Raw genomic sequence first — 12,878 nt, forward strand, 5'->3', positions numbered from 1 at the left:
GCCCCGCAACCTCCCCTGGAGAAAAGATCGCAATGGGACGCCTGCTGGAGCGCTGGCTGCCGAAACTGGTGGTCTCGCCGCTATTCGCGGTCAGCCTTTTTTTCGTCTACGGCTTCATCGCGTGGACGGTCTACATCTCGTTCACCCGCTCCGGCATCCTGCCCAACTATGATTTCGCGGGTCTGATCCAGTACGTGCGGCTGTGGAGCACCCCGCGCTGGTACGTGGCGCTCACCAACCTGTTCGTCTTCTCCGTGCTGTTCATCGGCGTCTGCACGGCGCTGGGGATGATCCTGGCGGTGCTGCTCGACCAGCGCATCCGGGCCGAAGGCGCGATCCGCACGATCTTCCTCTATCCCATGGCGCTGTCGTTCATCGTCACCGGCACGGCCTGGAAGTGGATCCTCAATCCGGGGCTGGGGCTGGAAAAGGTGGTGCACGATCTCGGCTTCACCGACTTCCGCTTCGACTGGCTGGTCAATCCGCACATGGCGATCTACACCGTCGTGATCGCCGGCGTGTGGCAATCCTCGGGCTATGCGATGGCGCTGTTTCTCGCCGGATTGCGGTCCGTCGACGATGACATCCTGAAGGCGGCGGCGATCGACGGGGCGGGGCCGTGGCGCACCTATACCCGCATCATCCTGCCGAACCTGAGGCCCGTGTTTCTCTCGGTCTTCATCATCCTCGCCCACCTGTCGATCAAGAGCTTCGACCTCGTCATCGCGCTCACCAACGGCGGCCCGGGATACGCCACCGACATGCCGGCGACCTTCATGTATTCCTTCGCCTTCCAGCGTTCCGAACTCGGCACGGCGGCGGCGAGTGCGGTGATGATGCTGGCGACCATCCTCGCGATCATCGTGCCCTACCTCTATTCCGAACTGAGGGAGACGAACCGATGAGCGCCGCGAACTCCTCCGGCATCGTGCGCGCCTCGGGGCTCAGGCAGCGCTTCCTGCGCTATTTGCTCTATGCGCTTCTGGTGCTGTTCTGCCTCTACTATCTCGTGCCGCTCTACGTGATGATCACCACGTCGCTGAAGACGGTGGCCGAAATCCGCACCGGATCGCTGATGGCGCTGCCCGATGCGCCCACCCTGGGGGCATGGTCCAAGGCCTGGGACACGGCCTGCGTCGGCGTGCGCTGCGACGGGCTGAAGCCCTATTTCTGGAACTCGGTGGTGATGGTGGTGCCCGCCGTTCTGCTGTCGACCTTCCTTGGCGCGCTCAACGGCTATGCGCTTACCAAATGGCGCTTCCGGGGAGCCAACATCATCTTCGCGCTGATGCTGTTCGGCGCCTTCATCCCGTTCCAGGTGGTGCTGCTGCCGATGGCCCGCACGCTCGGCATGCTCGGCCTCGCCGGCTCCGTCTTCGGGCTGATCCTGGTGCACACGGTCTACGGCCTTGCCTTCTCCACGCTGTTCTTCCGCAACTTCTTCGTGGGCGTGTCCGACAGCATCGTCAACGCGGCCAAGATCGACGGCGCGGGCTTCTTCCGCATCTTCTTCTCGATCATGATGCCGATGGCGCTGCCCGCCATGGTCGTCACCATCATCTGGCAGTTTACCCAGATCTGGAACGACTTCCTGTTCGGCGTGGCGTTCACCATCGGCGACAGCAATCCGCTCACCGTGGCGCTCAACAACCTCGTCAACACCTCCACCGGCGTGAAGGAGTACAACGTCGACATGGCCGCCGCGATCATCGCGGCGCTGCCGACGCTGCTCGTCTACATCGTCGCCGGCAAGTATTTCGTCCGCGGTCTGGCCGCCGGCGCTGTGAAAGAGTAGGCAACCATGGCCAGCATCAGTCTCAGGAACGTCTTCAAGCGCTTCGGCAGCACCGAGGTTCTCAAGGGTATCGATCTGGAGATCGAGGACGGCGAGTTCATCGTTCTCGTCGGCCCGTCCGGCTGCGGCAAGTCCACCCTTTTGAACCTGATCTCCGGCCTGGAGACGATCTCGGAGGGCGACGTGATGATCGGCGACAAGCGGGTCAACACCGTGCCGCCGAAGGATCGCGACATCGCACTCGTGTTCCAGTCCTACGCGCTCTATCCGACCAAGAACGTGCGCGACAACATCACCTTCGGCATGCAGACACGCAAGGTGCCGGAGGCCGAACAGCGCGCGGCGCTGTCCAAGGTCTCTGAAATGCTGCACATCGACCACCTGCTCGACCGCAAGCCCGGCCAGCTTTCCGGCGGCCAGCGCCAGCGCGTCGCCATGGGCCGGGCGCTGGTGCGCGATCCGGAGGTCTTCCTGTTCGACGAGCCGCTGTCGAACCTCGATGCCAAGCTCCGCATCGAGATGCGCACCGAGATCAAGAAGCTGCACCAGCGCCTCGGCAAGACCATCGTCTACGTCACCCACGACCAGATCGAGGCGATGACGCTGGCGTCCCGCATCGCGGTGATGGACAACGGCCACATCCGCCAGTTCGCCGATCCGGCGACCATCTACGAGGATCCCGTCGATCTCTTCGTCGCCGGCTTCATGGGCTCGCCGCCAATGAACATGCTCCCGGGAAAACTGGTACGCGACGGCGGCCTGTTCGTCGCACCGCTCGGGGATGCGACGGGATTGCGCTTTCCGGTCGCAGCCGAAATCGCGGACAGGATCAAGGCGGATGACGGCCACGAGGTCGTCCTCGGCCTCAGGCCGGAGACGATCTTCGCCGCCGGTTCCGAGCTTCCCGGTCCCGACCGGTTCGTCTTCGAGCGGCCGATCGACGTGATCGAGCCGACGGGACCGGACACGATGCTGGTCTTCACCATCGGCGAGACCGAAATGATCGCCCGCGTGCGCCCGCAGGACGAGGCCCCCGTCGGCGCCCCTTACCGTTTCGAGGTCGAGATGGCCAAGGCCAAGCTGTTCGACCGAGAGACGGGCGTGCGGATGTAAGGGGCAGGACGGGCCGTACACTCGCCTCTTGTCATCCTGGGGACGCGTCCTCAGCTCAAAATCCGCGCACCCGTCACGGCCTGCACCCCCTCCAGCGTGTTGCCCGGTGCAAGATCGACGAGCCTGAACCCCTCGTCGGTCACGTCCAGCACCGCAAGATCTGTGTAGACGCGGCTGACGACGCCCGGTCCTGTCAGCGGGTAGGTGCAGCGGGTGAGCAGCTTGGGGCTGCCGTCGCGGTTCACGTGGCGCATGATGACGTAGATCTTCGGCACGCCGACCACCAGATCCATCGCCCCGCCGACGGCCGGCGGATGACTTTCATCGAGCGTCGCCCAGTTGGCGAGATCGCCGTTCTCCGCCACCTGATAGGCGCCCAGAACCGCGATATCGAGATGGCCGCCGCGCATCATCGAGAAACTCATCGTGTGGTCGAAGAACGAAGAGCCCGGGATGGTCGTCACCAGCTTCTTCGACGCATCGATCAGTTCCGGATCAGCCTCGCCATCGGCCGGCGAAGGGCCGACACCGAGCAGGCCGTTTTCCGTCTGGTACATCACCTCGCGCCCCTCCGGCACGAAACGCGCGACCTTGTTGGGCATGCCGATGCCGAGGTTCACATAGGCCCCGTCGGGGATGTCCTGCGCCAGCCGGCGTGCAAGATCGTCGTCGCTCAGGCGGTTCAGCGAAAGAGTGCTCACGGGCGCACCTCGTAACTCGTCACGGCATCCACGAAGATGCCCGGGGTAACGACCTCTTCGGGTGCCATCGGTTCGTCGAGAACCACGCGGGCCTCGACGATCGTGTGGCGCGCGGCGGTGGCCATCACCGGATTGAAATTGCGCGCGGTGGCGTGGTAGCGCAGGTTTCCCCAGCGGTCCGCTGCTTCCGCGCGGATCAGCGCGATATCGGCATGAAGCGGCTTTTCGAAGACATAACCGTGCCCGTCGATGATGCGGGTTTCCTTGTCCTCGGCGAGTTTCGTGCCGTAGCCGGTGCGGGTGAAGAAACCGCCGATCCCGGAGCCGGCCGCGCGGATGCGCTCGGCAAGGGTTCCCTGCGGCACGATTTCCAGCTCCACCTCACCGGCCTCGTAACGCCGCTCGAACCAGATCGAGCCGGGTGTGCGCGGATAGGAACAGACGACGCGCGCCACCTGCCCGCCGCGCAGCAGGGCGGAGATGCCCTCCTCGCCCGCGCCGGCATTGTTGGAGATGATGGTGAGCCCGCCGACGCCGCTCTCCGCCAGAGCGTCGATCAGGCCGAAGGGAATGCCGGCGGAACCGAACCCGCCGATCATCACCACGGCCCCCTCGCCGACGGCCGACACGGCCTCTTTCAAACTCGCTACACGCTTGTCGATCATGAAGCGGCTCCTGCCCCCTGCTTGCTGTCGTTCTGTTTGCCCCTGTGCTTTTCAGGCCCCGCCATCAGTATCGCCGCGATGACCACGACCGCCATCAGGCCGAAACCGCCAATGTCGGTGTAGAGATCGGGCAGCAGCACCAGGGCACCGGCCGCACCGATGCCGACGCGCAACGGGGCCGCGAGCCTGCCGACACCGTAGAGCCAGCCTTCGAGGGCCGTCGTCATCGCCCAGATCGCCACGACGGAAAGCGCCACCCGGCCGAGGATCTCGCCCCAGCCGCCTTCCATGATCAGCGCCGGGTCATAGACGAAGATGAACGGCAGGATGAAGAGGATGCCGCCGAGCCGCATCGCATAGACACCGGTCTTCATGGGCGGGGAATTGGCAAGGCTCGCCGCGGTAATGGCGGCAAGCGCCACCGGCGGCGTGATGTAGGAGAGCATGCCCCAGTAGAGGATGAAGAGATGGCTCGCCAACGGGTTGAGGCCGGCATCTATGAGCGCGGGGGCAAGCAGGATGGAAAGGAAGATGTAACAGGCGCTCACCGTCATCCCCATGCCGAGAACGAAGCTCGTCACCGCACCCGCGATCAGCATCAACGCCACGTTGCCGTCGGCGTAGAGCAGCAGTTCGCGCGAGAAGGCGCCGGCAACGCCGCTGTAGGAAAGCCCGCCGACAATGAGGCCGATACCGGCCAGGATCGCGACCAGACCGGCGATGTTCTTGACGATGTCATAGAGCAGCGCCAGCGCGCGGGCAGGCGTTACCCGCGTGTGCTTGCGGAAGGCGGTCGCGACCAGCAGAACGGCGGAGGCGGCATAAGGCGAATAGGTTTCCTGCCGGAGCCCCATCAGCACATAGACCAGAACGACAAGCGCCGCGAGATAGGGCCAGCCGCGCTTGAGCGTCGGCAGCAGCGCCGGGATCTCGTCCGACGGCGCGCCTTTCAACCCTCGGCGCGCCGCGAACATGTCGACCTGGAAGATCAGCGCCAGATAGAAAAGCACGGCCGGAATGAAGGCGGCGGCGGCGACGTCCGCATATGGCACGCCCAGGAACGAGGCCATGATGAAGGCGACGGTGCCCATCACCGGCGGCATCAGGGTCGCACCCGTCGAGGCGCAGCTTTCGATGGCCGCGGCATAGACGGGCGGATAGCCGATCCGCTTCATGGTGGGGATGGAAAACGGCCCGATCGTCAGGATGTTGGAGATCACGCTGCCCGACAGCGAGCCGAGAATGCCGGAGCCCACCACCGCGACCTTGGCCGGCCCGCCGCGCGTGCGGCCCAGAAGGGCGGAGGCGAGATCCATGAAGAATTCCGAGCCCCGTGTGACCGTGAGAACCGAGCCGAAGATCACGAAGCCGATCACCAGTTCGGCCACCACCTGCATGGGAATGCCAATGATGCTTTCCACGCCCATCACATGAGCCTGAATCGCCTCCAGAAGACCGTAGGACGTTCCCCACAGAAAGCCCGGCATGTGATCGGCGAAGAGCGGATAGGAGCCGAAGAACAGGGCGGTTCCCAGAAGCACGAAACCACCGGCCCGGCGCACGCCTTCCAGCGCCGAAACGATCACGATGGCGGACGCAAGGTCCGCCTGCCACGGGGCGTCGTATTCCCAGCCGAGCTGGATGATGTCGAGCCCGTGCCAGCCCAGATAGCCGCAGGCGGGCAGCAGCAGCACGACCAGAAGCCAGTCGTACCAGCGGGTGTGGCCGGTGTCGGCGGTGCGGGCCGGCACCACGAGGAAGGCGACCGAAAGGAAGATCCCGATCAGGTAATAGAGGTAGCTGTTGCCCAGCGGCTGGAACCCGAACAGGTTCAGCAGGAAGACCTGATTGAGCGCCAGCAGGACGCCGAGCGCGCCGAGACCGAGAACCGCAAGGCGCGCCAGCCCCGCCGGGCGTGCGCGCGGAGACGGCATGGACAATCCCATGCCGGCATGGCTGGAAAGCGCGGCGCCGGCATCTTGTTCTTTCTCCGGTTCGCGGGCCGGGGACGTGTCGGAGTGTGTCATGGCGGAGCCTTCCAATGCTCTTGCATCCGAAAAAGCATGCGTCGATGGGGAAAAACCGCACAAGCGACGGGGGCCGCTTGCACGGATCGCTGGAGCGGTCCGCGTTCGGGCGAGATCACCCGAACGCGGACACCATGCTCCGTTAGCTGGTCGGGATTATTGCAGTCCGGCGAGCACCTTTTGGCGTGCCTTCTCCCAGGCGGCGGCGAAGTCGTCCTTGGACTGGCCCTTGTGTTCCGGCAGGAAGCCCTTCCACGCGGTCCTCAGCGCATCGAGGCGCTTGATCCGCTTGTTGTTCCAGGCATCGTCCTCGGCGGTCCAGATGCCCTTTTCCTTCAGGTACTTGATCGCACCGGGGTGGAAGGGAACGTCGATCGGCGGCCGGCCGGACTGCTCGAGCGCCCAGCGCTTCATGGTCGCGGTGCCGTTCTTGTAGAGATCGTAGGTCTCGTCCATTGCCTTGATGAAGGCGTAGACCTCATCGTCGGACTTGTCGGCGGTGGTGGCGATCACCGGATAGCGGTAGGCGGCCATCGGCACGCTCTCGCCATCCTTCAGGCCGGCGGCGATGGTCTCCTCGAAGGGCTTCATGATCGGCAGCACCTTGTCGAGCGCCGCCCAGCCTTCCTTGTTGTCGGCGGGAAGCGGGACCCAGTAGATGCCGCGCGGGGATTCGGCCAGTTCGTAGAGCTGGCTGGTCGTCGGCGTGGTGCAGGTGGCGTCGGTCTGGTTCTTGGTCATCGAGGACATCGCGGCCGCATAGGTCGGGAACATGACCACGTCGACGTCGTCGAGCGTCAGGCCGCCGAAGGCAAGGATCGCCTCGCACTTGACGTTGATCGAGGGATTGCCGGCGACGAAGGCGAGGCGCTTGCCCTTGGCGTCGGAAATCTTGCGGATATTGGCGTCCTTCGCCGTCACCATCGAGATGGAGGCCGGGCGGCCGAGCACGGCGCGCAGGTTCTGCGGCCCCCACTCGGGTGTCGCGAAATCGTAAGCGCTTTCAGACAGAAAGAAGGTTTCTGTGGCGAGGAAGCCGTAGTCCGCCTTGCCCTTGAGCAGCGGCTGCAGCCGGCCGACGCCGGAACCGGACGGCAGGATGCGGACCTTGGTGCCGAATTTCTGGCCGAAGGCATCGGCGATCGCGGAGGCTTCCGCATAGCCGGCCGAGCCGACATCGTAGCTCGTCCAGATCATCGTTTTCGGCAATTCCTGGGCGCCGGCGGTGCTTGCGGCGGCGGTGATAACCAGGCCGGCGACGGCAGAACCCAGCAACAGCGGGCGCAGGGCCCGGGCGAATTTCCGTTTCATGTATTCCTCCCGTTTATCCCGCGTCTTGTCGCATCCGGTTTGGCCGAAACGTGCGCGGGCGGCGCTTCGACGCTCTGAACTTATCCTCCCCCCTGTCCCCTCTCCCTGGGGCCGCCGGGGGGCTTTTCCTTGACTTACGCTGTCGTTCGGCAATTCATATATCAAATGCGCTAACGACATATCAGCCATAAGGAAACGGCATATTGGATTTCCGGCAGCTGCGAAGCTTCGTACAGACGGTCGACCTCGGCAGCATCACGGCCGCGGCGGAGCGGCTGAAGATCGCCCAGCCGGCGCTGAGCCGCCAGATCCAGGCGCTGGAACAGGAGCTTGGCGTGGCCCTGCTGCGCCGGCACGGGCGCGGCGTGGTGCCGACCGCGGAGGGCCGCACCATGGCCGAGCGCGCCCGGCAGATTCTCAACGACATCGACGCCATGGCGCGCGACGTGGTGGCGAGCGACCATCGCCTGCGCGGCACGATCACGGTGGGCCTGCCGCCGACGGTGGCGGAAGTGCTTGCCGAACCGCTGGTCTCGGAAACCCTGCGGCTGCACCCGGAAGTCCGCATGCGAATCGTTTCCGGCTTTTCCGGACACGTTCAGGACTGGCTCCAGCGCGGCACGATCGACATCGGCGTGACCTACCAGAGCCGCAGGGTTCCGCTGGTTCGCAGCCAGCCGCTGCTGATGGAACGGCTGTTTCTGATCGAACCGGCCGGCGCCCCCGAGGAACCGCTCATGCTGAGCGAGGCGCTCAACCGGAACCTGATCCTGCCGAGCCCGGACCACGGCCTGCGCCGGCTCATCGACGATGCGGCGCGCGAGGTCGGCGTGGAGCCGCGCGTCGGCGTCGAGATCGACATCCTGCCGACGCTGATTTCCTTTGTCGAACGCGGGGCGGGAAGCACCATCCTGCCGCTCGTCAGCGTCTTCCGAAAAGTGAACGAGGGCAGCCTCGTCGCCCGCCCGATCCGCGCGCCGTCGGTCGACCGTCTGCTGGTCCTTTGGACGCCGCTCAACCGGGAGACGAGCCGGCTGACCGGCCCGTTCCTGGACATGCTGAACGCCACCGTGCGCCGGCTCGTCACCAACGGCGAATGGCCCGGAACAGAATTGTAATTTCAGCATACCTCTTCTATCCGTTATGCCGTAACGGCATTTATGCATGTTTTGGTCGATTCGAAAAAACCCTGGAAAATCAGTGCGCCCAATTTCGAATTTCGTCCAAATTCGACAAATCGACGAAACCGGACGACACCGCTTCCCTTTCGGCATTTTCGTGTCAGACCGGATCCCAGCAGAAGATGTCACCGGAACGATCGGGCGCCGTGAAACTCGGCTTCAATGCCGGCATGGCGCGCTCGGCGATCGTCGCCGGGGTCCAGCCCTCGCCGGAATGGACGGAGCGCACCGGCCGGGTCTGACCGAACAGGAACAGCTCGTTCAGCCGGGCGGCGAAGATCTGGCCGGTCACGTCGGCAGCGGCGGCGGAAGCGAGGTAGACGACGAGCGGCGCGTTGGTCTCGGGTGTCATCCGTTTCATGCGTTCGACGCGGGCCTGTTCCTCCGGCGTGGTGGCGGGAATGGAATCCGTCATCCGGCTCCAGGCAAACGGCGCGACGCAGTTGGAGCGCACGCCGAAGCGGGCCATGTCGAGAGCGATCGACTTCGACAGGCCGACAATGCCCATCTTGGCGGCCGAATAGTTCGCCTGCCCGAAATTGCCGATGAGACCGGAGGTCGAGGTCATGTGGACGAAGGCACCCGAGCCTTGCGCGCGGAACACCTCGGCCACAGCCCGGCTCATATAGAAGCTGCCGTTCAGATGGACGCCGATGACGGCCTCCCAGTCGGACGGTTCCATCTTGTGGAAGATCACGTCGCGCAGGATGCCGGCGTTGTTGACGAGCGCATCGACGCGGCCGAAGGCATCCATGGCGATCTCGACGGTGCGCCGGGCCGCCGCCCATTCCGACACGCTTTCCGATGAGATGACCGCCTCGCCGCCCAGCGCCTCGATCATGGACTTCGTCTCTTCGGCCGGTGCAGAGGACCGTTCGCCGGTGCCACCAAGCGAGACGCCGATATCGTTGATGACGACCTTCGCACCCGCTTTCGCGAATTCCAGCGCGATGCCGCGGCCGATGCCGCCGCCGGCACCGGTGACGATGGCGACCTTGCCTTCAAGTCCGAGATCGATGGGCATGCATATCTCCTCTTATGCGTTCTTCTTGTGCGATGTTCTTGTCTATCGGCCGAGGCCGAGCACCTGTTTGGCGACGATGTTGCGCTGGATTTCCGACGAACCGCCGTAGATCGAACTGGGCCGCGCCTGCAGGAACACCGAGCCCGGATAGAGCGTCGTCTCATTCGGCAGCGCACCGGCATAGGCGCCAAGCTCGCCCGCCAGATCGAGAATGCGGTCGGTGATCTTCTGGTAGAGCGTCGACTGGTTGATCTTGAGCATCGAGACATCGGGCCCGAGTTTCTCGCCGCGGCGCACCTGATCGGCGAAGGTGGCGTAGAAGGACTTGTGGTCCTCCAGCTCCATCTTCAGGCCCGACAGCGCTTCCGCCATCTCGTCAGCGCGTCCCATATGGGCGGCGAGCCGCTCCAGATGATCGAGCGCGCCTTCCGCCTGCTTGGGCGAGCCCAGAAACAGCCGCTCGAAGCCGAGCAGGTTCTTGGCGATGGTCCAGCCGGCATTGACCTCGCCGACGATCGCATCGGCGGGAACGCGCACGCCGTCGAAAAAGACTTCCGCGAATTCGTCGTGCCGGTCGATGTTGACGATCGGGCGCACGCTCAGGCCCGGCGTGTCCATCGGCACCAGGAAAAACGAGATGCCGCGTTGCTTCGGGCCTTCCGGATCGGTGCGGGCCAGCACGAAGATCCAGTCGGCGTCCATGCCGAGCGTGGTCCAGATCTTCTGTCCGTCGATCACCCATTCCTCGCCCTCGCGCACGGCACGGGTGCGCAGCGCCGCCAGATCGGACCCCGCATTGGGCTCCGAATAGCCCTGACACCACAGGCACTCGCCGGACAGGATCTTCGGCAGGTGGTAGTCGCGCTGGGCGTCCGTGCCGTGGGCGATCAGCAGCGGGCCGACCATGGTGAGCCCGGTATCGGGCAGCCGGGCGCAGCCGTAGCGCTCCATCTCCTCCATCATGATGAGAAGCTTTGCCGGCGAAAGACCCATGCCGCCGTGTTCGCGCGGCCAGCCGGGGGCGAGCCAGCCCTGAGCTGCCAGAATGCGATACCAGGGCATGGCTTCGTCTGCATGAAGGCGCTTCACCGGGCTGCGCAGCTCCGGCGGATAGTTGGCGGCGATCCAGTCGCGCACCGTCTTGCGGAAGACGTCGTCAGAGAGCGGGTTCAGATCCTCGAAGGGGGCTGGCGAGTGCTTGGCTTGCGTCATGTCATTTCCCCTGGAAAACGGGCGCGCGCTTTTCGAAGAAGGCCTCGCGGCCCTCTTTGGCGTCGGCGCTCAGCATCAGGAAGGGCTGGACCTGGCGTTCGAAATCGAGCGCTCGGTCGACCTCGGCGGCGAAGTAGTCCTTGATGAGGGCACGCGGCAGCGGGGCCGCCCGCATCGCCTCGCGTGCGATTTCCATCGCCCGCTCAAGTGCTTCGCCTTCGCCCGTCAGATGATCGACAATGCCGAGCCGGTGGGCTTCCGCCGCATCGAGGCGGGCGGCATCGAGCAGGATGCGCTGCGCCCGCCCCTGCCCCACACGGGCGGAAAGCGTGGCCAGAATGCCGAGATCGGGAACGAGGCCGATGGCGCCGAAGCTCGCGGCAAAGCGCGCCGTATCGGCCGCGACCACGGTTTCGCAGGCGATCGCCAGCGACAGCCCGCCGCCGGCCGCCCAGCCTTCCACCGCGCTGACGAGCGGCTTGGGGAAGCGCACCATGCGGCCGATCAGTTCCTTGATGACGAGAAAGCGGTCGCGCGCGCCGATGACGGTTTCAACGCTCTTCTGGTCGCGGATGTCGCCGCCGGCGGAGAAGTGCCCGCCGGCACCGGTCAGAACCACCGCGCCGACGGAAGCATCGGCTTCCGCCGCTGACAGCATCGACACCAACGCCTTGCGCACCGGATGGCCGAGCGGATTGCGCCGCTCCGGCTCGTCCAGAGTGATGATCAGGACACCGTCCCGGTTCGTGGAACTGAGGCTCATGGCCGATCCTCCGAAAGGGCGTGGTAGCGGCGGCGATGGACGTGGGCGGTGCCAAAGCGGGGGGCGAGCACCATGGCGCGGCGCAGGAAGAGCCCGATATCGGCCTCCTCGGTGTAGCCGATGGCGCCATGCATCTGCACGGCCTGACGGGTGATCAGCATCGCGGCGTCCGAGGCCCGCGCCTTGGCACGCGAGACGATGCGGCGGCAGTCCTCGCCCGCGTCAAAGGCGGCGGCGGCATCGCGCAGGCAGGCCCGGGTGATGCCGATCTCGATTTCGAGATCCACCGCGCGGTGCTGAAGCACCTGGAAATTGCCGATCGGCTGGCCGAACTGGACGCGTGTCTTGAGATAATCGAGCGTGATGGCGAAGGCGCGCTCCATTACTCCAAGCAGGGCGGCTGCGGTGGCAAGCGTCGCCGCCTCGAAGGCGCGGGGGGCCGGCGCGGGCAGACGGGTCGCCGCGACATCCTTCAAGGTAAGCGTGGCGGTATGGCCACCGTCGAGCGTGTCTTCGGCATCGAACGACAGCCCTTCCGCATCGACCGCGACCAGCCACGCGCCCTCGGCGGAGGCTACGACGAACGCATCGGCGGCAGCCGCAAGCGGCACAAAGCGGCGTGTGCCGGAAATGCGGCCTCCGGCTTCGGCAATGCCGGGATCGGGCACCAGCGCGTCGGGCGCCTCCATCCATGCCGGCAGGATGACGGCGTCAGCCGCCAGTCCCGTCGGCGTACCGGCGAGAAGATCGAGCGCGAGCTGCATTTCGATCAGCGGTTCGGGACGCAGCGAGGCGCCGAGTTCGGTGGCGAGCGCCGCGGCCTCCGCCATGCCGAGCCCTGCGCCGCCTTCCGCCTCCGGCAGGCGCAGGCCGAACCATCCCATCTCCGCCATCTCGCGCCAGCGGGCGCGGTCGATGCCGGGACGGGCGAAGCGCAAGGCCCGCACCGCTTTCAGATCGCCCGTGCGCGGGGCAATGCCCGCCGCACTTTCGACGATGAGACGCAGCGCCTCGAAACGCTCCTCCCCGATCATCGCCACCTGGTTCATGTCATGCTCCCTAAAGAGATTTTCCGGTTTCCCCGGA

Annotated in this window: 12 protein-coding genes; 4 read left to right on the plus strand and 8 right to left on the minus strand. The window is 65.4% G+C overall.

Annotation, left to right across the window (positions count from 1 at the left end; genetic code table 11):
- Nucleotides 1-32 precede the first annotated feature (32 nt).
- Genes V2L18_RS08780 through ugpC form a run of 3 tightly spaced genes read left to right on the plus strand, consistent with a single transcriptional unit; the run spans nucleotide 33 to nucleotide 2,908 of the window.
- Nucleotides 33-905, plus strand: a complete 873-nt coding sequence (locus tag V2L18_RS08780) for a sugar ABC transporter permease (RefSeq protein ID WP_336177819.1) — start codon at nucleotides 33-35, stop codon at nucleotides 903-905.
- On the plus strand, nucleotides 902-1,795 hold the full coding sequence (locus tag V2L18_RS08785) for a carbohydrate ABC transporter permease (RefSeq protein WP_336177820.1): 894 nt from the start codon (nucleotides 902-904) through the stop codon (nucleotides 1,793-1,795). The genes V2L18_RS08780 and V2L18_RS08785 overlap by 4 nt, the downstream gene beginning before the upstream one ends.
- A 6-nt stretch (nucleotides 1,796-1,801) precedes the next feature.
- The gene (gene ugpC, locus V2L18_RS08790; RefSeq protein WP_336177822.1) at nucleotides 1,802-2,908 is read left to right on the plus strand and encodes a sn-glycerol-3-phosphate ABC transporter ATP-binding protein UgpC; all 1,107 of its coding nucleotides are present in this window, start codon (nucleotides 1,802-1,804) and stop codon (nucleotides 2,906-2,908) included.
- A gap of 50 nt (nucleotides 2,909-2,958) precedes the next feature.
- Here ugpC and V2L18_RS08795 read toward each other — a convergent pair whose 3' ends face one another.
- The 4 genes from V2L18_RS08795 to V2L18_RS08810 all read right to left on the minus strand — a co-directional run bounded on the left by V2L18_RS08795 (nucleotide 2,959) and on the right by V2L18_RS08810 (nucleotide 7,612).
- Nucleotides 2,959-3,609, minus strand: a complete 651-nt coding sequence (locus V2L18_RS08795) for a 3-oxoacid CoA-transferase subunit B (protein WP_336177824.1) — start codon at nucleotides 3,607-3,609, stop codon at nucleotides 2,959-2,961.
- Nucleotides 3,606-4,274, minus strand: coding sequence for a 3-oxoacid CoA-transferase subunit A (locus tag V2L18_RS08800; protein ID WP_336177826.1), 669 nt, complete (start codon nucleotides 4,272-4,274; stop codon nucleotides 3,606-3,608). The genes V2L18_RS08795 and V2L18_RS08800 overlap by 4 nt, the downstream gene beginning before the upstream one ends.
- Nucleotides 4,271-6,301: a TRAP transporter fused permease subunit gene (locus V2L18_RS08805; RefSeq protein ID WP_336177828.1), complete on the minus strand. Its 2,031-nt coding sequence runs from the start codon at nucleotides 6,299-6,301 to the stop codon at nucleotides 4,271-4,273. The genes V2L18_RS08800 and V2L18_RS08805 overlap by 4 nt, the downstream gene beginning before the upstream one ends.
- A gap of 156 nt (nucleotides 6,302-6,457) precedes the next feature.
- Nucleotides 6,458-7,612 (minus strand): TAXI family TRAP transporter solute-binding subunit, encoded by a 1,155-nt coding sequence (locus tag V2L18_RS08810; protein WP_336177829.1) that lies wholly within the window; start codon nucleotides 7,610-7,612, stop codon nucleotides 6,458-6,460.
- Between the two features lie 203 nt (nucleotides 7,613-7,815).
- On the opposite strand from V2L18_RS08810, the gene V2L18_RS08815 reads away from it, so the two are divergent.
- Entirely contained in the window at nucleotides 7,816-8,730 is a 915-nt protein-coding gene (locus tag V2L18_RS08815; RefSeq protein WP_336177831.1) for a LysR family transcriptional regulator, read from the plus strand.
- A gap of 163 nt (nucleotides 8,731-8,893) precedes the next feature.
- Here the strand turns inward: V2L18_RS08815 and V2L18_RS08820 are convergent, their stop codons facing one another.
- The 4 genes from V2L18_RS08820 to V2L18_RS08835 are packed head-to-tail and all read right to left on the minus strand — an operon-like array spanning nucleotide 8,894 to nucleotide 12,841.
- Nucleotides 8,894-9,811, minus strand: a complete 918-nt coding sequence (locus V2L18_RS08820) for an SDR family NAD(P)-dependent oxidoreductase (RefSeq protein WP_336178275.1) — start codon at nucleotides 9,809-9,811, stop codon at nucleotides 8,894-8,896.
- A gap of 48 nt (nucleotides 9,812-9,859) precedes the next feature.
- A complete protein-coding gene (locus V2L18_RS08825) occupies nucleotides 9,860-11,029 on the minus strand; it encodes an acyl-CoA dehydrogenase family protein (RefSeq protein ID WP_336177833.1) in 1,170 nt (389 codons plus the stop codon).
- Between the two features lies 1 nt (nucleotide 11,030).
- A complete protein-coding gene (locus V2L18_RS08830) occupies nucleotides 11,031-11,792 on the minus strand; it encodes an enoyl-CoA hydratase-related protein (RefSeq protein ID WP_336177835.1) in 762 nt (253 codons plus the stop codon).
- Nucleotides 11,789-12,841: an acyl-CoA dehydrogenase family protein gene (locus V2L18_RS08835; RefSeq protein ID WP_336177837.1), complete on the minus strand. Its 1,053-nt coding sequence runs from the start codon at nucleotides 12,839-12,841 to the stop codon at nucleotides 11,789-11,791. The genes V2L18_RS08830 and V2L18_RS08835 overlap by 4 nt, the downstream gene beginning before the upstream one ends.
- Between the last annotated feature and the right edge of the window lie 37 nt (nucleotides 12,842-12,878).

Origin of the sequence: Breoghania sp. JC706 (assembly GCF_037026715.1) — a bacterium.
Taxonomy (GTDB): Bacteria; Pseudomonadota; Alphaproteobacteria; order Rhizobiales; family Stappiaceae; genus Breoghania.